The following is a 19987-nucleotide window of genomic DNA, read 5'->3' on the forward strand; positions in this document are numbered from 1 at the left end:
CGTTAAAACGTAAAGCGGCTTAAGCGCTGTGGCCAATCTGGCTTAGTTCAAACGGCGTGGCCTGATAAACATAATAGTTCAGCCAGTTGCTGAACAGTAAAAAGGCATGGCTTTGCCACAGTTTTTGCGGCCCCTGCGTCGGGTCGTTATGCCGGTAATAGTTTTCTGGCAGTTTTGGCGCGGCGGTAGCGGTAGCTGTAGCGGCGGCAGCTAAATCACGCTGGTACTCTTCGTCTAACGTGGTTAAATCATACTCCGGGTGGCCGGTAACAAACACCCGGCTACCACTACTGTTCTGCAATAGGTAGGCGCCGGTTACATCGGCCTCAGCCAATATATGTAAATCTTCGTGCTGCTGGTACTTTTGTTCCGGCACCTGCGCATAGCGCGAGTGCGGCACTAAAAACTCGTCATCAAAACCGCGCACCAGCGGGCAAAGCGGCTGGCTTACCTGTTGCCAGTACACGCCCGATAACTTTTCACCGCGAATTTCCCGCTGCAAGCCATAGTGTTGATACAGCGCGGCATGCGCTGCCCAGCACAAAAACAGCGTTGAGGTAACATTGCTATCGGCCCAGCGCAGAATATCGCCAAACTGCGCCCAGTAGGTAACGTCTTCATAATCAACTAAGCCGAGCGGCGCCCCGGTAATAATTAAACCATCGTATTTTTGCTGCTGCACTTCAGAGAAATAACGGTAAAAGCAGTTTAAATGGCTCGGCGGGGTGTTTTTACTCACATGATCATCAATTCGCAGTAAATCCACATCGACCTGCAGCGGGCTGTTGGCCAGTAAACGTAGCAGTTGCACCTCGGTGGCTATTTTATTCGGCATCAGGTTTAAAATGGCAATTTTCAGCGGCCGGATATCCTGCGACTGCGCCCGGCTCTCGGTCATTACAAACACATTTTCTGCCGACAGCGCTTCTACCGCCGGCAACTGATCGATTACTTTAATAGGCATAGCCACACCCGGTTAACTGACATAGTAGCTATGTTGCGTAAAACCACTGGCAATGTCAACTTCTATACGTTTAGATGGCTAAATATAAGGTAATATTTGTCAGTGTTGTATTACACTCTTGTTGACATTGCAGACAACAACGGTAATTCTTTTCATGCCTGCGCCCGACATTTGGCTCAGAACTTATATTCAAGCCGTTACGTCGGTGGATAATTCCACGTTTCTAACCCTAAATAACGTTGTGTTATTTCAATCAGGCGGTATCATGGGTAAACAAGTTGTTGCAAAATCTTTTTGATGGACGGTCCTAAAGTAATGCATAGAGGCGCCCCACATGGCAATTATTCCTTGTCTGTTGATGGTCAGATTATTCACTGCAATTACTCTCAAGGGTTTAACATCGAAGGTGTCAGAAAACTTACTGATGATATTCTGGCACTGGTATCTTACCTGGATGAATGGGTACTTTTTCAAAAGCCCGATAAATCTGCCGGAATTGCCGAGAATGCCATAACAGAGATGATGTCAAGTTATGTCAAACTGCAGCATGCAGGTTGCAAGGCAGTGGCAATTGTTGCAAACAGTATCTCTGTGTATGCGGGGGTCCGATATCATCCTAAAGAGTTAATGATGCCGATCCGAATCGACAAAGATGGTGACATGCTGCTAGCTTGGTTGGAAACAGAACTTCAAAAACCGCTTCAATAACATGCAGCTACGGGACACACAGGTATTAAGATACGGCCTCAGGTCTTGAATTTTAAGCGTTAGCCACATTTGGCGTAGATATTAGCGAAAAGCCAATTAACTCACCAGCATTGAGTAAAACGCTGGCCTCTGCAACAATGTTGCTATTAGATACTTGCGTCGGTACTGTTGTGACCCTAAACCGCCTTGCTCTTAGCGTTAACCTTATTGTCGTGCTGCTGATAACCGCTATGACAGCTCCTGCCTGGGCAGAGTGGCACCGGCTGCCGTTTCAGACCATGGGCACCCAGGCGTATGTTGAATTGTGGTCAGAAGACGACAAGCTGGGTAAAGATTTGCTTATTGCGGTGCAAAACGAGTTTGAGCGGATTAACCAGCTGATGAGCCCCTACATTGCAAGCAGTGAACTGAGTTTGCTTAATCGGGAAGCCGCCAGCGGCAAGGTTACCGTCAGTGCTGAATTTTATCGCTTATTGCAACAGGCAGAGCAATTAGCTGTGCTTAGTGATGGCGCTTTTGATATCAGCTTTGCCTCAGTGGGCTTTAGTTATGATTACCGGCAAAAAATTAAGCCCAGCACCGAGCAGCTTGACAGCCAGCGCCCACTTATTAACTACCGGCTGATAAAACTGCTGCCAGATAATCAGGTACAGTTTGCTAAAACAGGGGTAAAAATTGATTTAGGCGGTATCGCCAAAGGCTATGCAGTTGAGCAAGCCATTGGCGTTCTGGCCAGCGCCGGAGTTAAACATGCACTGGTTACTGCCGGCGGTGATACCCGCCTGCTGGGTGATAAACGTGGCCGGCCCTGGCTGGTGGCAATAAAACACCCCAGAAAAGATGAAGGGATCGTGGCACAGCTGCCCCTGAGCGATAGCGCCATCAGCACCTCCGGCGATTATGAGCGCTTCTTTATTGAAGACGGCGTGCGCTACCATCATATACTCGACCCTAAAAGTGGCCAGAGCCCTTCCGGCCTGATGAGCGTAACCGTATTGGGGCCAGATAGCACCCGCACCGATGCCATGTCGACCACCTTGTTTGTGATGGGATTGGAACGGGGTATGCCCTTTATTGAACAGCAGAGCGAATTTGAAGCGATATTTATCAGCAGTGAGCATCAATTGTATTTCACCTCTGGCCTGGCACAGTAAATAACGAGTAAAATTAGCTATTTCCAGTTAGGACAAAGCGCTTTATACTGGCTTGGCTGTGTAAAGTTTATACAAAATTATCTGACGCAGGCGTAATTAAATAATAATAATTTAACTGGAAACCCGATGCGCACAAAGGCAACACAGATTATTGTTTTAATCAGTATGCTGACAGCACTTGGCCAGGCCCGGGTTTTCGCGTGCACATTGCGCCTGGGGGTGGAAACCCATTTTCCACCGCATATTATCAAAACTGACACGGGCTGGAGCGGCCTCAGTGTTGAGTTGGCAGAGCGGCTTGCCCGCGAAATTGACTGCACCATTATTCTGGTGGAAAGCCCGTGGTTAAGAGCCATGCGCATGATTGATAAAGGTGAGCTGGACCTGGTCAGCCACCTGACCTACAGCGTGCAGCGACAACAGCATTTTGCCTTTATCGGGCCACACCATCTGGAACAAATTTATCTGGTGGCCGATCCTGAGGCTATTCCGGCATTAACCAACATTGAACAACTGACCGAAGAAGTAGACCTTACCGCTATCGCGATGCTGGAAGGGGCATACTACGGTGAAGCGTTTGCCAGATTGCAACGCCAGCCCGGTTTAAAACGACAGCTGGTGTATATTGCTAACAATCTCGACAAAATCGCCTTATTAAATGCCGGCAGAGTGAATGCCGTGCTGGAGGACATCTCTGTGCTGCGCTACTGGCAGAGTGAACACAGCAGCACAGCGATGCGTTATCAACCGCTGCTGGCCATTCATAAAGGCCCGGTTTATTTTGGCTTTAATAGAAAAACGCTGTCAGAAGAACAGCTAAACAAGCTTAATACCGCCTGGCAAAACCTGCATAGCAACGGCGAGCTGGCGGCCATTGTGGCGCATTATCAGCAACGTGATAATGCGCTTGCCGTGCCGCCGCCCCAACCGCGCTTTTAACGCGGTTCTAATCTGGCAAAACTCTTCAGACGATAGGCGCAAACGCGGTTAACCGATCCTGGCTGGCGGCATTACCTAAGCCATGAAAAGGTGCTACCTCGGCTAACCGGCCCTGTTCGCCATGTAACGCCAGATAATTGAGCATGACTGTTTGCACCAGCAAGTTCACGTTATTCGCCGCCATTGACGAGCCGGTCTCTACCGACGCATCGGGGCGCATAAAGCCAATCTGCTGATGCCGCGCCTGCTCTGCCGGGCTGCCACCAAGCAAGGCTGGCCGGCCGTTAGGGTTGTACACCAGAATAGCAGAAGCCGCGGTTGACGAATTATCGCCGGTCCACTCGCCCTTGCCACGGCCATTGACACTGTCATCAATCCGGCCATTACTGGCTACCGAGCCATCAGAGTATAAATAAATCATCAGCGGCTGGTTGCGCCTGGCGGCATACTCCAGACAGGCACCGATGCAGCGCCCGGCCCTTAAATCACGCAGCTCACCCGTGCCCCGCTCGCCGGTATGATAATCATAGCCGCCAATGGTCACGGTACCGGCTCCGGCAAAGCCGTTAACCACCAGTTTCATCACTGAGGCCGTTTTACGGAATTCGGCATCGCTGTTAAATTCGGCACTGCTGAAAATACCACCATCGCCAACGATATCCGGGTCTGCTGCCGGGTCCAGCGTGGCCGGATTACCAAACCGATCGGCCAGATCGGCGCTTTTGACATAGCCGCAGCTGACCAGCTCTTTAATTACTTCATCGCGGGTGACACCGGTGTTTACTCTTGCCAGCTTCTTGTCGCTTAAGCGCTGAATAGACTCCATGACCGCGACGGCATCATTTTGATCCAGCAAGCCGAATAAATCGCCGACATCGACCAGACCGGTGACATCACTGGGCCGGTCAATTTTGGTTGGCCGCCACTCCGGATTATAAAACTCGGCCGGCGCCATCGAGTTCGCACCCGAGTCTGAGTTACGAGAACCAATCAGCGGCATTAGCGAGCCATTGGCTCCCGCTTTGGCAATGGCAAACATCGGATTATGCGGATTGTTACCCGTGTCATTTTCAGAGCGGGACGGCATTACTGCGCCATTGGTCATCGATTGAGTCGCCATACTGGTCCGTTCTAATATACCAGCCAGCATTTGTGAGTCGCTATGAAACGCCAGGCCCAACTGATCGTTGACAAAACCACCGGCGGGGTTGGCTGCATTAACGGCGGTGGGCACCATATCGGCGGGTAACCCCAGCTTACTGTAGCCCTGGGTAGACAGGAAATCGAGCTGACCACCTGCCCCGCCGATCAGGATATTAGAGCCGGCAATATTAGCGCCACCGGCCAAATCGAAGCAGATAAAAGGTATTTTACCCGCACCTTCAACGTTAATACCGCACTGATTTTTTAACAGCTCCAGATCGGGAGATAAATCAGCGAAGGCCTTGGTTGGGTTGGCAAACAAGCTAAATACCGAACCGGTAGTCAGAATACCCGCACCCACACTTAGGCCACAGGCAATAAAATCGCGCCGGGTTACCGGCCGGCTGTGGCACGCGTGTAATAAGGGCGCATCCGGGTGTAAGGCTTTTTTCAGTTTCATCAGTAAGCTCCTTGGTTTACCAGCATTAGTAAACCAGCATCTGGGCGCTGGCCAGCACTGCAGTGCAGGCGGCTTTGGCAATTGTTTGAGTACGCTGGCTATCGCAAGTACCGTTGCACTGGCTTAACCGGTCAATAAGATTATTCAGCTCTGCCCGGCCATCGGCATCAGAGAGGGCCGATGCCGGCTGCAATGGCGCAAACCGGCTTAATAGCGGACTAATCAATCCATCGCGATTCGCCGGGCTAAGCGCCTCACTCGGGCTGGCATTGAAGTTAACTGCCGGAAACCACTCGCTTCGCAGCACGGTATTATTAATTGCTGCATTACAATAGGCGATACCCAGTTGGGTAATCGCCATTTGCTGGGCTGAAATAAAGGTTTCCATATTGCTAAGCGCTGGCAACTGGCGGGTGATGGTCTGATAGGTATTCGCTACCGCCGGTGTCGCCATAGAGATGCCGGTCAACTGGCTCATACTGGCATGAATAGCCGCAAAAGGCCGGATACCGAGCTCACTGCTGTCAGTGTTCGCCTGGCTGATTTGCTGCAGTGCAAATTGCGGCTGGGTGCGCACGTTATTAAAGCTACCTATCTGACCAAACGACAGGAAAAACTCATCGCTGGCCGCCCCCGCTTCGCTGGCAATAATGGTCCCCAGCTCAGACATTACCACCGGCTCAGTCAGGCTGGTACCACTGGCAAAGTTAAACTGTTGTCGGATCCAGGCCTGGCCTGATGTCACTTCCCGGCCATTAATCGCCAGGCCCATATCGCTGATTAATAAATCGGCAGGCAACGCGGCGCCATCCAGGTTAATCAGATATGGCTGGCTGAACAGGTAGGAATAATTATCAAACTGCGCCACCTCAAACACGATATAAGTCTGTGGTAAATCGATTAAATGGCCAATAGCAAACGGCAGATAGAACTTCTGTCCCACCCCAATGCTAAAATTCTGGGCAATTTGCTCCGGTGTCAGCGCCCGGTTGTGAATGGCCAGTAACCGAATACTGCCTTGCCATTGCCGGCTGCCATCTGCTTCATTGCCCAGCATTAAAGCAAAACTGTCATCCCAGTTACTAATGGCGGCGCCTTCGCTTTGAACCCCACTGTCTTCACCGTTTACATAAATACGCTGGCCATTTACCGGGTCCTGCGTTAACACCACATGTTGTAAACTGGCTTGCAGTAATTCATCTGCATCGGCGGTACTTAGTGCCGGCATACCGGCAAAATTACTACTGGCGCTGCGCAGTAAAAAATCGTAATTATACTGGCTCTGGCCCAGGGTAAAGTTACGACTGATGGCGCTGCCGGCATAACTGATAATGGCGGCTGGCCCCTCTTGCACCACATTAGCCGGTATAACCCAGGCTTCTACTGTCATCTCGCCGGTGGCGCCAATTAACGTAGCAAGCTTGGCACTGCTCTGGGTGCTCGCCTGCGCCCGGCCACTGTTAATCTGCAGCCCCCATCCGGTTAACCAGGCAAAATCGCCCTGTATGTTAAGGTTTGCAGCCGGCTCGACCCCAGAGGTGTCAAACGCCTGACTGCCCTGGCCTTCTTTAAACTGATAAAAGGCAATCTGATTACTCTCGTAGCGACCACCACTGGAGGCAACGACGCCATCGTCTAAGCGTAAAGCTTTAGACGGCACCAGTTGTGGATCCAGCTCTGTAACGGGCACCGCATCACTAATGGCCGTTACCGCCGCCAGCATTACCGCAGCATCGCTGGCACAATCTGACCAGCAGTTATGGAACTCGCCACCCAAACGGGCGACCAGACGTGATAACTCAGGGCGGTCCAGATTCATTAAATTGCGGCTGGCCTGATACGCAACATCAACATCGCTGGCAGCGAAAAACGGCGCCTGCGCCACCGACGCATCGGGGGCATGACAATTAACGCAATACTGGCGAACCAGCGGATACACCTCAGCGGCAAATAACGCCGGGCTTTCAGGTAGCGCCTTACTGGCGCCCGGGTCGCGGATCACCGGTGCCACCAGTGTCACCGCAGCTTGCTCTGCACCGGCAGTATTACCCCAGTTCCGTAACCACTGGGTAATAGTGTCGGCACACGCCGTGTTACTGCTTAACCAGCAATTGTGGCCGCCTGCAACTTTTTGCACCATCAACGACTGCGCCGGATCGGCTAAATTGACCAGCGGTGATGCCGCATTGTATGCCAGATTAATGTCGTCCCGGCGCACAAAAAACGGCGAGGTATTGCCTTGCTGGTGACAACTGCCGCAGCGATTGTCGGCCACCAGGTTGTCCCAGAGATTTATTTTAAATTCCTGCACATCAGCGGTTTGTGGCGCAGGGCCACTATAGTTGTTGGTATTGTCCTGCACCGGCGGTGGCGGATTTTGCTCAACCTCAGCACCACCGCAACCTATTAACAAGATACTTAGCAAAACCAGCAGCGAAGTTCTCATGGTCACTCTCCCATACAGTAAGTGGCAGTGTCGGTGAACACTTGTTTTAAGTTATAACCGGTCTGGCTGAAGCGCTCGCTGGTTTGCTGAATAAGATTAACATCGGCCAGCGATTCCGGCGGACGCAGGCAGGTGGTTTCGAAGGCTTTCTTAACCTGACACTGTGCAAAAGCAACCGAATGCGCCAGTTCCTGGCCTAAACTTTTCGCGCCATTGCCCTCACCGGGCAAACTGTTGTCCCAGCCCAGCGACTGGTTGCGCCCTGCCCGCCAATAATTTTGCCAGCGATCGTCTTCGGTTTTATAACCAAACGGGAAATTACCGGCATTGATATGATATTTGGGTTGAACCCGGCTACCGGTCTGGCTGTTATTGGTACCCTCTTGCTGATAAAACAGCCGGCCATTGTCACCGTTCTCGTCGGTAAACTGATAATCATAATAGGCAAACGCCTGCGCCAACGGGTCCATTCCCGCATGACAGCCGATGCAGCGATTATGAAAAATCCGGCTGTCACCACCCGGGCTTCGACTGACATCCTGGCGGATCCTATCGGCCGCCGTACTGGTATCTTTTAACGGTTCCAGATCAGTACACAGCTGGCTCATCAGGGTAAAGCGCAACATGGCCCGGTTAGTACCCAGGTAGAAAAACGCTTTGGCGCCAGCGCGGCTGGTCATGACTCCGGCACTGGCTTGTGCCGGGATACCAAGTAACGTACTTTGAGCGCGGGGCTCCAGGTGTTGTTGCAAATCAATTCCCTGTTGATCCAGCGCCTGATAATGGGCGTTGTTATCCGGCGCATAGGGCGGCAAACCTAAACTGTCGGCGCCAACATATAACACGTCGGTTTGTAATATCTGCCGAAAGTCAGCGTTGTCCCGCACCAGGCCAATAATGGTGGCGCTGTAATCATTTAGTGGTTCAAATATATCTAAATCACGGTTAGTGGCGGGGGTGGCAAACAATTTTAACGTGGTGCGATAAAAATCGGGATGCTGCATGGCCAGCTCTGCCGCACCATCGGCATCGCCCTGTGCAATCAAATCCGTCATTTGCTGCAACGTAACGGCATCAGCGGGCACACCCGCCAACCGATCATGCAACCGCTTGGCTTGTTCCAATGGCCCGGCAGACAATGCACCACTAAACACCATGGCAAGTGCAGTAACCAGCAGGCCCGGGGCCAGTGGCTTAATAAAGCTTTGCATATTTCTCTCCTGCCCGGCTAGCCGGGTAAAAACGCGATTGTCCATTTCGAACGGGTCGGCGAGACATCCGCTGCACCGAAATTTACGGCCTGTAAGCGCAGCTGTAACTGCCGCTCAAGGCGCTCATCATTGAGTTCACTTTCAACAATTTTCACCTGCTGCAAGCTGCCATCCGGATTAATTATCAGCTCAAACACTACCTTACCTTTAAGCAGTGGATTGGCGCGTAAGGCACGGTTGTACAGGGTATATAAACTGCTTTTGTTCGCTTCCAGTGTTTGGCGAATACTGGCTTCCGAGCGTCCGCCCTGACTGGCAGGATCATTCGCGCTGCCGCTGCCTGTGTTACCTGAGGCAGGTGCGGCAGAGGCCAGGCCGCGAAGCTCAGCATCAGCAAGCGTCGTGTTCTGGGCGCGGGTTAAATCCGCACGGGCTACATCAGAACTGACTGCCGCCGCCGCTTTGGCAGCTGTTTTAGCAAGTTGTGGGTTGGCAATTAAATCTGGTTCCGGTGTCGCGGTATTTTGCTGCCCTTCCCGCTGTAACTGTGGTGCCTGCTGATTAACCGTAAAGGTCTGACGCAGCGCAGCCAGATCGTCCTGCATGGCCAGCAAGCCGGCTTGCTGTGCCTGACTGCGGGCCTGTTCCTGGGTCACCTGGCTGGCCTCTACTACCTGTTGCTCAGGTTCAGGCTCCGGCTCTGGCAGCGGTTCCGGCTCTGGCTCTGGCAGCTCAATCGGCTCTGGTGGAATAATTTCCCGCTCTTCTAACCTTACCCGTGCCAGCTGGGGCGGTAATTGCTCCAGTTGCGCCCGGCTGCGCTCGGGCACGTGATACAGCGGTACGGCTATCGACAACAGCACCAACACTACCAGGCCGGCCAGCACCACCTTGCTGAAAAACTGATCTTCATTTTGCCAGCCAGCGCCAGCATGCCAGGTTAGCGTACTCATGGGGTCGCCTCCAACGCACTGCTGCGTTGCTCTACCGCCAGTGAGACATCCCGATACTCGGTGGCGGCACAAATTGCCATTAAGCGGCGTAACACGGCATAAGAGGTTGACGCATCTGCCAGAATGGTAACTGGACGACCAATCGCCTGTTGCTCTTTCGCAAGCGGCGCTGCCCGGCTGGCAAGATACTGCAATTCCTCAGTCACCGCTGCCGTTAACGGCGCTTGCCACGCCTCGGGTGCCTGTTGCCAGTCGCCACGCCAGACCGGTTTACCCTGCACTAAAATGCCATTGGCCGTTACGGTTAACAGTACTTGCTCCTGTGGCAGTTGCTCTGATATCGATTGCGGCAGGCTCATGTCTTTATTACTTGGCAGCACTACCACATCAGATTGATTTACCATCAGGAAAAAGACCAGGATGGTAAAAATATCCATCAGCGCCACCAGGTTTAACTTAGAGCTTTGTGCCAGACGGTTATTTTGTTTTAACATCCGCTTAGCGCGAAATGACTGCTTCATTCGCTCCCCCCGCTGTGTTCCGCCGGCAACTGGCCCAGCGAAATTAACGGAAACAATTCCGCATCAACCACGGACGCTGCCACCACCGTTTTAAACGATCGTACTGTGTCCATCGCGCTGACCAGTGTCTGGTAATCCAGCGTTTCCGGCGCAAGTATACTGATATCGCGCTTTTCAATTTGCTGCTGTTGCCAGGTTAGCTTTAGATCCTGCAAAAATGCCGATAACGCAGCAAAGTCAGGCTGGCCCTGCTCATTATGCGCAAACTCGCGCAGCAACTGACCCGCCGGATAATTTAACCGCAACTTCTGGGCCTGCAGCTCTAATTCCAGGATTTGCGGATTGTCCTGCTCTTGTTGCATCAGCTGCTCAGTTTGCGCCGGTAGCTGAATATTCAGCACCCGGATTTGGGTAAACACCAGGCTAAGCAGCAACACCGGCACCAATACAATCATAAGATTCATAAAGGAGGTAATATCGAGCTCAGCCTCGTTCTGGCTAACTTTATGCTTTCTTATCATCCCGGCCACCCGTAAAACGTTGTCCGATACTGTTCATCAACTTAATGCCGGCCATTTCCATGGTATCGACAATGCTGGCCGTCTTGCTCTGGAGCAGCGCATGGACAAAAACCAACGGAATTGCCGTCATCAGACCAAAAGCCGTAGTATTCATGGCAACTGAAATACTGGAAGATAACAAACTGGCTTTTTCTGACGGGTCGGCGTTTGCCACTGCAGAGAAGGCCGCAATTAAACCAACAATAGTACCGAGCAAGCCCAGCAAGGTGGCCACATTAGCCAGCGTGGCTAAAAATGGCGTCCGTTTTTGCAAGCGCAGGCTGTACTCCAGCACCACTTCTTCCATCGCGTATTCCATATCTTCGCGCCGGTGCGACGAAGTTAAACGGTTTACGCCACTGGCCAGCATTAAACTAAGCGGCGTTTGTCTGGTTTCTGCCTGTTGCAAAATCGCTTTGGTATCTGCAGCCGCGATAGCAGGTTGCAGCTCACGGTAGGCCCGTTGATTGCTGGCATACACCGAGCGTAAAAACCACCAGCGCTCGACGGTAATGGCGATACCGAGGATCAGAATAAAGGCGATGGGAAATATAAAGTAACCACCTTCCTGCAAAAACCGCACTATGCTGTTGACGAATTCCATGCTGTAAACCTCTTAATTATTTTTTGATGATGCTGTATCGGCGCTTTGCTGGTGGAGCGACTGCGCCTCGATAAAACGTAAAAATTGCTGGCGGTCGAGCGGTTGTAACGGTTGCTCGGCCACATTAATGTCAGGCGCCGGAATACGGATCTGGGCAATGCTATCCTGCCAGGGCAACACGTACAACGTGCGTGGCTGCTCCTGATTGCCGCTTATTGTGGTGCTGATATCTACCCGAACCGTTGCTGCAGGTTGCGTTTCTGGCTCAGCTTGCCGGGCGTGTGTCAACGTTGACAGTAATGTCAGCACAAGGCTTACTTGGTAAATCAGATAAAATTTCATCTGTTACTCCTGTTGCTCGAGCAAGGTTAACCAGGCTTCCGCCATCGGATCGGCGGTTAGCTGCTGGTATTGCTGATAATGGTAGCGGGCCTGAGCGGGCTGCCCCAGATAAAGCTCATATAAAAACCCCAGATTTTTATGGGCACTGGCAAAATCGTTTTGCTGTGCCAGGGCATCCAGCCAGTAACGCCTGGCCTGATTAAAATTACCTTGCTGGCGGGCGATGACGCCCAGTAAATTGGCCGCCTCTACATAGCCAGGCTGGCGCGCCAGCAATTGGGTTAATTGCTCTGTTGCCTGTTCGGTTTGCTGCAAATTCCAGTAACATAACGCCAGATTGTAATGAATGCCGCCGGCATCGGGTAACGCCTCAGCCAACGATGCTAATAAAGCAGCAGCGCCCTGATAATCTTCTGCGCGCAGCTGTTGCTTGGCCCTGTCAAACGCCTGCTGAAATTCAGCGCTTAGCTCTGGCTTAGGCTCTGGCTTAGGCTCTGGCTTAGGCACTGGCTCAAGCTCTGATGCAGGCGCCGTAATGGCCGTTTTGCCGTCGGTTTCTCCAACCGGTTGGGCAGCTTTTGATTGCTCTGGTTGAGCTTGTTCAGTCGCTTGCGGCGGCTCACCGGCGGCGGGCAACTCGGCGACTGGCTCACGTTGCGACATGCTAAACTGCGCACAATGGCTCAGCGACAGCATCATCAGCAAGGCAAGCACTGAGCGCGCTGCGACGGGCATGGCAGGCTGCCACTTTGTTTTATGCACTGTTGTTTTAAAGAGTGTTGTTTTACGCCATGCTTTAGTAAGCTTCATCAGCAAGCTCCAGGTAAACCTCAGGTTTGCGGTAGCGCGCCGGAGAAAGCTCTGCCAGTTTGTTCAGACTTTTTTCAATCCAGACGTCATATAAAGGTTGTGCCACCAACGCCGCATTTTGCTGATAAATTTCAATGGCAAGCTCTTCAAACGGATAGGCCTGCTCTTCTAACAGCAAGTCGTATTGTTCCAGTGACATTGGGTCGAGCCCTTTGGGTCGTTCTGAACTCAGCAGCGCTGCGGCCATTTGCTGATACAAATTAGCGACCTGGTATTGGGCCTGACTGTAATAATCAGCAACCTGCCAACTCATACTGGTTTGCAACAGTTCAATAGCGGCTGTCATATGGGTTTGTTTTTTCTTTAAATTATCCCGCAGTGGCTGTCTGAGGCTCACCGCATCAAATAACATGCTGTTGTGCAGGCCCAGCTGCAGCGCAGCATCAGCTGCCAGATAGCGGCTGCGCTCACTGCCAGCATCCGTGCTACCCGTCAGCTGCTGTTCAGCAGTAACAATTCGCTGATACCAGAAATTACGGCGACTCAGATCATTTTGCTGCTGATACAAGGTGACCAGCCGGGCACGCGCTTCCTGAGCAGGCAGATGTGGCTGCGGATACTGATTCGCATAACTGCGATAAGCCAGGCGTGCCGCCTCACTGTTATCTGCTTGCCAGTAATACCCTGCGGCCTTATATAACAGTGCTTGCTGCTCGGTACCTGCCGGCAATTGTGCGACTTGCTTACTGATTAAATCCGCGGCACTTTGCCAATCCTCGAGCTGCTCATAGCTGTTTAACATCGCCGTGGTAATGGCCTGCTGCTCAGCACTGTTCGGGTAGCGCTGCTGATAAGCCTGCATCAGTGTTATTGCCTCTGGCAGTTGCTGCTGCTCCAGGTATAAACTAATTTGCTGATACGCCGCACTCTGATGATATTCCGACTCCGGTAAAGTTAATAACCGCTGTAAATTGGCAAGTTGCTCGGCACTGCTTAAACCGGTTTGCTGGGCTTGCTGATAGACCGCCGATGCCAGTTGCTGGCTTAGCAGGGTAATCCGGCTTGCGGCAAGCGTATTATCACCGGCTGCACGGTTCTGTGCCTGATACACCTTAAGCAGCTGCTGAATGCTCTGTTCGGCCCTGGCATAGTCGCCCTGTGCCAGCTCACTCTGGCTAACAATAAACAATGCCTCATTAACTAACGGCTGCTGGCTTTGTTCTGGATGAGGCCAGTCGGTTACCCGGCTGGCATAGCTGGCAACCTCAACATAATTCTGTTGCTGATAAATCTCAGTCAGTTGATTTAAGGCAACCTGCTGCGCAGCGCTGTGACTACTATGCCAGCGGACAAACTGATTCTGCTGCTGCCACCAGTCCTCTGCGGCCGAGGCACTGGCATTTTGCTCTTTTGCCAGCACTTCACTTAACAGCAGAGCCCGGTAAGCCGCTTCTTCTTGTGTAAAGCTGCGGGCCGTTAATGGTGCCGAGGGGTAACCTAATTGCTGATACATCGCTAACGCCGCGACGCGGTCACCGCTACCGGCCAGCGCCTGTGCCAGCAAATACCGCACGTCATCGGGCCATAATAAGTCGTCATCGCGTTGCTCAGCTGTTAACAACGGCTGTACCAGCAATAATTGTTGCCAGTATTGCACCAGATTGGCATACACCGCCGGTTTTGCTTCAGCGCTCGCTTGCTGTGCCTGCTGATAGATCCGCCGGCCAAAATAATCCAGATATTGTGCCAGCTGCGGTGCCAGTTCTGCCTGCTCTTGTGGCCGGGCTTGTTGCCAGAAAGCCGTTGCCGGACCAAAAAGTGTAATAAAGGTCTGCTGCGCCAGCTCTGCATTGTCGCGCTCGGCATAATCCAGATAGTACTGTACCAATTGTAATTGCATTCTGGCGGCTTCAATCGCTAAAGGCTGGTACGCAATAAATATCCGGTAGCTTTCCAACGCCGCCTGATTCAACTCTTTTTCAAATAAGAAATCAGCCAGCGCCTGAAATAATACCGCCTGATAGGCCACCGGCCGTTGTTCTGGCGGACCATCGCGAAACGGCGCCCGTGTTAACAGCGACAGTAAACTGTCGGCCTGCTGCTGATAACTTAATGAAATACTTAGTATGCGCTGTAATTCCTGGCGCAGGCTTTGCTGCTCGTCTTCACTTAAGCGCTGATGATAGGTTAAATCCAGCGCCTGTAAAAACGCATCATCGGCGAAAGCGTATTGTTGCAGCTGAAACTGGCTCCAGCCTGACATGTACAGGGCATGCTGACTCAGTTCAGGCCCGGCCAGTGCAAGCACCTGCGCAAAGGCATTGAGCGCTTCTTCATAATAGCTCTGGCTATAATAAATATCACCGATCCGAAACCATAACTCAGCGGCAAAGTCACTTTGCGGATAGTGTTGCAACAGCACTTGCATCTGCTGCTGTGCTGCCGGGCTATCACCGGTTAAATCAAGCGCCCGCGCTAACTGATAATGAATAAGCTCATTATTGGGATCATCGGGAAACTGTTGCAGCAACGCCCGGTACTCAGCAATTAATGCCGCTAACGCCTGTTGTTCAGCTTCCGGGCTCAGTTCGCTCAGCTCCAACGCACGAGTATTTAACTGCGAGAGCCGGTATAGTACTTTTTGCCTTACACCTGCTGCCGGCGCCAACGCCAGCAATTCCTGATAAACCTGCTGTAACTGCGCGGCGGTAACCTTTTCAGGCGCGGGTAATACGTCCTGATTAAACGCCGCCAATTCACCCAGGGTGGGTCGGCGTACGGTTTTATCCGGCGCGTTGCTGCATCCTGCCAAAACGCTGATAGCAAGTAATGACACGACCATAATGCGACGGCTTACTGGCATTGCTTGCATCGGAATTTGCATTGCTTTTTGCATTACTCTTTGCATCACTGAGCCTCCTGTGAGCTCAGCAATACCTGCTCCATTACCCGGGCAATTGCTTGCGTATTCAGGCGCCGCATCTCCAGCAGTTGCTCCCGCTCTTGCAGGCGCAGCTGCTGCAAGCCATGATTTAACTGGCCCAGTAACTGTTGCTGTTGCTGTGTCAGTTCAGCAGAAAACTGATTTTCCTGCACTGTCAGCGTGGCCAACTGTTGTTGGCGCAGCAATAAATGCTCTGTTTTACCGTCCAACGAGCTTAACCGGCCAAGTGCCACAGCCACGGCGTTCAACTGCGCACTCAGCTGTTGTTGCTGTTTGCTCAGTTGCCAATTGCGTTCAGCGCTGTTGTATTGATAATGCCATTGTAAAATACCGTGCAGGCGAGCTAAGCGTATTTCAGCATCACTGACATCCCGGCCCGCTGCCGTCAAGGTTATTACCCTGTCCTGAGCTCTGTTTAGCATACGTTGCAACTGGGCATATTCCTGTTCGGTGTCGTCCCGCCATAAATGCCGGGCCATTGGCTGCTGCTGTGCTTTGGCTATCAGGCTGGCCAGTTGTGCTGATTGCTGCTGCAATGACTGCTGTTTTGCTGTTAACCCTGGCACAGAGCTGGTCAGTAATTGTTGCTGCTGATCCAGTTTAATTTGTACCACCTCAGCCAGGCGCGCCATCTTGCTTAAGCGGTGCTTTTGCAGCTGCTGCAGTTGTTGCAGGCTGCTAAGCTGGTTGTTCAGCTGAAATAACGAGGCCTGCTGGCGCAGCTGGTACTGCTGCCAACCGCTCAGCGTATCAGCACTTGTCAGCTGTGGCAGCTGCACCAGCCTGGCATGTTCATTGTTGGCAAGCAGTTGCTGCTGGTAGAACTGATCGGCCCAGCGATACGCTGCCAGTGCATCCTGCTGTTGCAGAGCGCGTTCAAACTGATTGCCGAGCTGGTGGGCAGCCAGCCAGCTGGCAGGCGCATAAGGATAGCGGGCGATAAGTTGTTGCAAAACCGCTAACAGCTCGGGGATCTGACGGTTCTCCGTCAGCACATCCCGGTATAACATCATGGCAGATAAGGTCAGCACGCTGTTACTGGCAAATTCGCTTAGCACGAGTTGTGCATCAGCCCACTGCAGCTGGTCGACGAATAATCCGGCTTGCAATAACTGCAGATAATCGGCCAGCGCCTGGCGCTCATCATCGCGCTCAAGTATTGGTTTGGCGGCACCCCAGCTAAATAGCCGTTGCCAGAAGCCTGGCTGCGACTCACCTTGTAATTGACTGCGCAGCCGGGTTAATAACGCCAGTGCTGGCCCGGGTTGCTGTTGCTGGCGCAATGCCAGGATCTGATTAATCACCACATAAGGTAATTCACTCTGACCAGCCAGCCTGTCAAACACCCCGGTATCCGCTGAAGTTGCTGCCGGCCAGCTTAGCAGCTGTTGCAACAACTCTGCCTGACCGGTTAATTCATCCAGCGGTGCAGTAAGCTGTTTAAGGTAGTGCCTTGCCTGCTCAGGCTGTTGTTGTTCAAATTGATAACGGCTGAACTGCAATAAGGCGATGTTGCGCAACTGACGGGGCAACTTACCACTGAGCGTCTGATCATCTAATAACTGTTTTAGTAAACTGGCGGTCGCCGCAGGCATATCCAGTTGCAATAACAAGCCCGCCTGCAACAAGCTGGCTTTTGCTGCATCCTCTGGTGCCATCGACAGGCGCAGTAACGCCTGATAATAATCATCCTGATAAAAATGCCATGCTGCCAGCCGGTATTGCTTTTCACTTTGCAATAACGGCTCAGCCGCTGCAGGCAGCAACACACCTGACCCAAGCAACAGCGTCATTATCAGGCGTTTCATCAAGGTGCTGCTCAGTTGCCGGACCATACTTCCACACTGAAATCAGGTTGATAATCAGCGCTGCTGTCTGAAATTTTCAACTCCAGTAACATCGCCTCGTCGGCTTTGGTAAAACGGTGACTGACGGCCCGCCGATAATCCCGGTCTTGCGGGCCCTTGCCAACAAATACCGCGGTAAGGGTATGCTCACCGGCCCGGATATTACCTTTATATAACGGCTGAATGGCACCCCGTTGCAAACCTGCCAGTTCACTGGCCGTATACAGATGGGCATCAATCGACTCGTCATTTAGTTTCAATATTATGCTGTCTAGCTGGAACAAGCTGCCGGCATCAACCGACACAAAAACTGCCAGCTGAGTTTGTGGCGGAAACAGTAATTCCTCTTCCAGAATAAACAGCTCACGGTTCAGGGCAATCGCCTGCTGTTTTAACTGCTCCAGTTGCTGTTGAGCCGACGTTTCGGCGCTATCGGCGGCAGATACTGACAGTGCTGGCCACCCCAGAAGCAGGAGGCTAAACAACGCCGTGTTAATAAACTGAAATCTCATGCTGCAACCCCACTAAAAATAAACACTGAAAAAAGCCCGATACACGTTTGCAGTTAACCGGTACAACGGCTCGGCACCTGCCTCGGTGTCGGCGACAGTGACGTTACGAAAATTATTATAATTAAACCGGATGTGATCCCATTCCAGGTTAAGCTCTGGTTTGGCTGCCGGCCACCACGACCAGCTGGCAAAGCGATAACTGACGCCAACACCCAGGCTCAGGTTATTAAAATCGCTGAGCTCTTTGTCTCTGGCCATAAAATTCTGCTGATTGGCAAACTGAAATAAGTCAGCGTAGAAAGATGCCTGACTTTGCTGATACCAGCGCACATGACTGTCGAAAACCCAGCGCTCCCGAAACGGATGCACATACTCCAGCTCGGCATCAAACGCCTGAATATCCCAACTGTCCTGATAATGCCGCAACGAGGCAGTCAGTGCCGCCCGGTACGGTAAATAAAATTTATTCACCAGCCCCAGTGCAAAGGTGTTGCGGGTATTGGGGTAGCGTTCAAACTGATAGCCATAACCAAGCTCTGCTAACGGATCACGGTAACGCACACTACGATAAGGGTTATTTAAAAACCCCTGCTCCATATCCACTTCAGCATTCAGAGCACTTATCCAGCGGGTGGTCAGTACCTGGGTAATGCCCAGGCTGTAGCTGTAGCGGCGCAGCTCTTCACTAAAACTCTCATCACCATTGCGGCCGATTTCATCATTGCCTGCCGCGGCATTTAAGCTCAGGGTGGTCATGCCACCAAAGGTATCGTGTGCCACACCCAATGAGATAGATTTCGCGTTATAGTCATCTTCGTCACTTTGTGCATAATTTAACGACAAGATACTGTTGCCTGTCAGATAATCTACGCCCACCCGGCTTTCAATCCGGGTTTCACTGTAGGCTGACGCCGTAGCGACGACATCAATTGAGGCGCCGGATACGGTATCCACGTAATAAAAACCCGATACCGATACCTGCTCACCTATTTTGCTACGTAGCATTAATGCCGGACCATCGATGGATACCCCACCGCCCTGATAACTGTGATGCATCAGGTCAACCCGGTTGTCGGGCAGCACTGCAGCTGACAAGATGCCACTGTGCAGCAACAGCGTCAGCGTCGCTAACCACCACCTAGTTACAGCCACAACCGCCTCCGCCACTACCATCAGCCCCTTTGGCGGCCTCGCGCGAATCCCGCACATGAGCACTGTGCTGTAACGCAACCGGATGGCGGCCAAATGCCATAATCGGATCAGCGAGCTCTGCCCGCTCATAGGGCTTAACCCAGGGTTCTATGCTGGCACAGCCCGCCAGCGTGCCCAGCATCAGGGCAGCCGCCAGCAGTTTAGTTGCGTAGCAGGGTTTTAATATCATTTTCATACTTTTGCTCGTAGCCAGGCTTGTAACCGCGGTGCACACTATGCACATCACCGTCTTTGTTAATAATTACCGTGGTCGGCATGGCCTGTACCTGATAACTTTCAGACACACTGTTTTCGGTATCAAACAGGATCGGAAACTCAACCCGGGTTTTGCTCAGATATTTCTGGGCGGCACTGCTATCTGCCTCGACATTTACGCCCCAGATCTGCACGCCCAACGGTTGATATTTACTGGCCAGCTTATCCAGCTCTGGCATTTCCTGAATACAAGGGCCACACCAGCTGGCCCAGAAATTCAGTACGATAATATCGCCACGTTGCTCAGCCAGACGCAGATTAACGCCGCTTAAGGCTTTGAGGGTAAAGTCAGGCGCTGCAGCACGTTGACCGGCGCTATTATTGGCAATAGCACTGGCACTTTGGGCACTTAATGGCAGCACAGTTAACAACAAACCTAATAACAGTGTTTTCATACTACTT

19 protein-coding genes are annotated in these 19987 nt (G+C 52.1%); 3 read left to right on the top strand and 16 right to left on the bottom strand.

The window, feature by feature from the left end; genetic code table 11:
- Window positions 1-19 precede the first annotated feature (19 nt).
- The gene (locus B2X65_RS06255) at window positions 20-964 is read right to left on the bottom strand and encodes a homoserine O-succinyltransferase (protein WP_290611335.1); all 945 of its coding nucleotides are present in this window, start codon (window positions 962-964) and stop codon (window positions 20-22) included.
- Between the two features lie 297 nt (window positions 965-1261).
- Here B2X65_RS06255 and B2X65_RS06260 point away from each other — a divergent pair, with 297 nt between their 5' ends.
- From B2X65_RS06260 to B2X65_RS06270, 3 genes are all read left to right on the top strand, one after another.
- Entirely contained in the window at window positions 1262-1672 is a 411-nt protein-coding gene (locus B2X65_RS06260) for a hypothetical protein (protein ID WP_290611336.1), read from the top strand.
- Between the two features lie 230 nt (window positions 1673-1902).
- On the top strand, window positions 1903-2826 hold the full coding sequence (locus tag B2X65_RS06265; RefSeq protein WP_290611337.1) for an FAD:protein FMN transferase: 924 nt from the start codon (window positions 1903-1905) through the stop codon (window positions 2824-2826).
- Between the two features lie 126 nt (window positions 2827-2952).
- Entirely contained in the window at window positions 2953-3765 is an 813-nt protein-coding gene (locus B2X65_RS06270) for a substrate-binding periplasmic protein (protein WP_290611338.1), read from the top strand.
- Between the two features lie 25 nt (window positions 3766-3790).
- On the opposite strand, the gene B2X65_RS06275 is transcribed toward B2X65_RS06270, so the two are convergent.
- From B2X65_RS06275 to B2X65_RS06345, 15 genes are read right to left on the bottom strand one after another with little or no spacing between them, the layout of a single operon-like run.
- The gene (locus tag B2X65_RS06275; RefSeq protein ID WP_290611339.1) at window positions 3791-5368 is read right to left on the bottom strand and encodes a general secretion pathway protein GspF; all 1578 of its coding nucleotides are present in this window, start codon (window positions 5366-5368) and stop codon (window positions 3791-3793) included.
- A 25-nt stretch (window positions 5369-5393) separates the two neighbouring features.
- Window positions 5394-7814 (bottom strand): LamG domain-containing protein, encoded by a 2421-nt coding sequence (locus B2X65_RS06280; protein ID WP_290611340.1) that lies wholly within the window; start codon window positions 7812-7814, stop codon window positions 5394-5396.
- A 2-nt stretch (window positions 7815-7816) separates the two neighbouring features.
- Window positions 7817-9025, bottom strand: coding sequence for a hypothetical protein (locus tag B2X65_RS06285; RefSeq protein ID WP_290611341.1), 1209 nt, complete (start codon window positions 9023-9025; stop codon window positions 7817-7819).
- 17 nt (window positions 9026-9042) lie between these two features.
- Entirely contained in the window at window positions 9043-9978 is a 936-nt protein-coding gene (locus B2X65_RS06290; RefSeq protein ID WP_290611342.1) for an AgmX/PglI C-terminal domain-containing protein, read from the bottom strand.
- Complete coding sequence (locus B2X65_RS06295) at window positions 9975-10499, bottom strand: ExbD/TolR family protein (protein ID WP_290611343.1); 525 nt, start codon at window positions 10497-10499, stop codon at window positions 9975-9977. Before B2X65_RS06295 ends, B2X65_RS06290 begins: the two co-directional genes overlap by 4 nt.
- Complete coding sequence (locus tag B2X65_RS06300) at window positions 10496-11020, bottom strand: biopolymer transporter ExbD (protein WP_290611344.1); 525 nt, start codon at window positions 11018-11020, stop codon at window positions 10496-10498. The genes B2X65_RS06295 and B2X65_RS06300 overlap by 4 nt, the downstream gene beginning before the upstream one ends.
- Window positions 11004-11663 (bottom strand): MotA/TolQ/ExbB proton channel family protein, encoded by a 660-nt coding sequence (locus B2X65_RS06305; RefSeq protein WP_290611345.1) that lies wholly within the window; start codon window positions 11661-11663, stop codon window positions 11004-11006. Before B2X65_RS06305 ends, B2X65_RS06300 begins: the two co-directional genes overlap by 17 nt.
- Before the next feature lie 12 nt (window positions 11664-11675).
- Complete coding sequence (locus B2X65_RS06310) at window positions 11676-12005, bottom strand: hypothetical protein (protein WP_290611346.1); 330 nt, start codon at window positions 12003-12005, stop codon at window positions 11676-11678.
- 3 nt (window positions 12006-12008) lie between these two features.
- A complete protein-coding gene (locus B2X65_RS06315; RefSeq protein ID WP_290611347.1) occupies window positions 12009-12815 on the bottom strand; it encodes a tetratricopeptide repeat protein in 807 nt (268 codons plus the stop codon).
- The gene (locus B2X65_RS06320) at window positions 12802-15723 is read right to left on the bottom strand and encodes a tetratricopeptide repeat protein (protein WP_290611348.1); all 2922 of its coding nucleotides are present in this window, start codon (window positions 15721-15723) and stop codon (window positions 12802-12804) included. The genes B2X65_RS06315 and B2X65_RS06320 overlap by 14 nt, the downstream gene beginning before the upstream one ends.
- On the bottom strand, window positions 15723-17567 hold the full coding sequence (locus tag B2X65_RS06325; RefSeq protein WP_290611349.1) for a hypothetical protein: 1845 nt from the start codon (window positions 17565-17567) through the stop codon (window positions 15723-15725). Before B2X65_RS06325 ends, B2X65_RS06320 begins: the two co-directional genes overlap by 1 nt.
- 11 nt (window positions 17568-17578) lie before the next feature.
- Window positions 17579-18118 carry an AraC family transcriptional regulator gene (locus B2X65_RS06330; RefSeq protein WP_290611350.1) on the bottom strand — a complete coding sequence of 180 codons (540 nt, stop codon included), beginning with the start codon at window positions 18116-18118 and terminating at the stop codon, window positions 17579-17581.
- 12 nt (window positions 18119-18130) lie between these two features.
- A complete protein-coding gene (locus B2X65_RS06335) occupies window positions 18131-19270 on the bottom strand; it encodes a DUF3570 domain-containing protein (protein WP_290611351.1) in 1140 nt (379 codons plus the stop codon).
- On the bottom strand, window positions 19257-19505 hold the full coding sequence (locus B2X65_RS06340) for a DUF4266 domain-containing protein (protein ID WP_290611352.1): 249 nt from the start codon (window positions 19503-19505) through the stop codon (window positions 19257-19259). Before B2X65_RS06340 ends, B2X65_RS06335 begins: the two co-directional genes overlap by 14 nt.
- Complete coding sequence (locus tag B2X65_RS06345; protein WP_290611353.1) at window positions 19471-19980, bottom strand: TlpA family protein disulfide reductase; 510 nt, start codon at window positions 19978-19980, stop codon at window positions 19471-19473. The genes B2X65_RS06340 and B2X65_RS06345 overlap by 35 nt, the downstream gene beginning before the upstream one ends.
- Window positions 19981-19987 lie beyond the last annotated feature (7 nt).

The organism is Arsukibacterium sp. UBA3155 (assembly GCA_002364615.1).
In the GTDB taxonomy this organism is placed as follows: Bacteria; Pseudomonadota; Gammaproteobacteria; order Enterobacterales; family Alteromonadaceae; genus Alishewanella.

What these genes read in the sequence shown, in the direction of transcription:
- B2X65_RS06320 (WP_290611348.1), bottom strand. Translation starts at nt 15,723, where the DNA reads ATGCAAAGAGTAATGCAAAAAGCAATGCAAATTCCGATGCAAGCAATG.
- B2X65_RS06300 (WP_290611344.1), bottom strand. Translation starts at nt 11,020, where the DNA reads ATGATAAGAAAGCATAAAGTTAGCCAGAACGAGGCTGAGCTCGATATT.
- B2X65_RS06330 (WP_290611350.1), bottom strand. Translation starts at nt 18,118, where the DNA reads ATGAGATTTCAGTTTATTAACACGGCGTTGTTTAGCCTCCTGCTTCTG.
- B2X65_RS06265 (WP_290611337.1), top strand. Translation starts at nt 1,903, where the DNA reads ATGACAGCTCCTGCCTGGGCAGAGTGGCACCGGCTGCCGTTTCAGACC.
- B2X65_RS06325 (WP_290611349.1), bottom strand. Translation starts at nt 17,567, where the DNA reads ATGAAACGCCTGATAATGACGCTGTTGCTTGGGTCAGGTGTGTTGCTG.
- B2X65_RS06295 (WP_290611343.1), bottom strand. Translation starts at nt 10,499, where the DNA reads ATGAAGCAGTCATTTCGCGCTAAGCGGATGTTAAAACAAAATAACCGT.
- B2X65_RS06315 (WP_290611347.1), bottom strand. Translation starts at nt 12,815, where the DNA reads ATGAAGCTTACTAAAGCATGGCGTAAAACAACACTCTTTAAAACAACA.
- B2X65_RS06285 (WP_290611341.1), bottom strand. Translation starts at nt 9,025, where the DNA reads ATGCAAAGCTTTATTAAGCCACTGGCCCCGGGCCTGCTGGTTACTGCA.
- B2X65_RS06280 (WP_290611340.1), bottom strand. Translation starts at nt 7,814, where the DNA reads ATGAGAACTTCGCTGCTGGTTTTGCTAAGTATCTTGTTAATAGGTTGC.
- B2X65_RS06345 (WP_290611353.1), bottom strand. Translation starts at nt 19,980, where the DNA reads ATGAAAACACTGTTATTAGGTTTGTTGTTAACTGTGCTGCCATTAAGT.
- B2X65_RS06290 (WP_290611342.1), bottom strand. Translation starts at nt 9,978, where the DNA reads ATGAGTACGCTAACCTGGCATGCTGGCGCTGGCTGGCAAAATGAAGAT.
- B2X65_RS06255 (WP_290611335.1), bottom strand. Translation starts at nt 964, where the DNA reads ATGCCTATTAAAGTAATCGATCAGTTGCCGGCGGTAGAAGCGCTGTCG.
- B2X65_RS06340 (WP_290611352.1), bottom strand. Translation starts at nt 19,505, where the DNA reads ATGAAAATGATATTAAAACCCTGCTACGCAACTAAACTGCTGGCGGCT.
- B2X65_RS06310 (WP_290611346.1), bottom strand. Translation starts at nt 12,005, where the DNA reads ATGAAATTTTATCTGATTTACCAAGTAAGCCTTGTGCTGACATTACTG.
- B2X65_RS06270 (WP_290611338.1), top strand. Translation starts at nt 2,953, where the DNA reads ATGCGCACAAAGGCAACACAGATTATTGTTTTAATCAGTATGCTGACA.
- B2X65_RS06260 (WP_290611336.1), top strand. Translation starts at nt 1,262, where the DNA reads ATGGACGGTCCTAAAGTAATGCATAGAGGCGCCCCACATGGCAATTAT.
- B2X65_RS06275 (WP_290611339.1), bottom strand. Translation starts at nt 5,368, where the DNA reads ATGAAACTGAAAAAAGCCTTACACCCGGATGCGCCCTTATTACACGCG.
- B2X65_RS06305 (WP_290611345.1), bottom strand. Translation starts at nt 11,663, where the DNA reads ATGGAATTCGTCAACAGCATAGTGCGGTTTTTGCAGGAAGGTGGTTAC.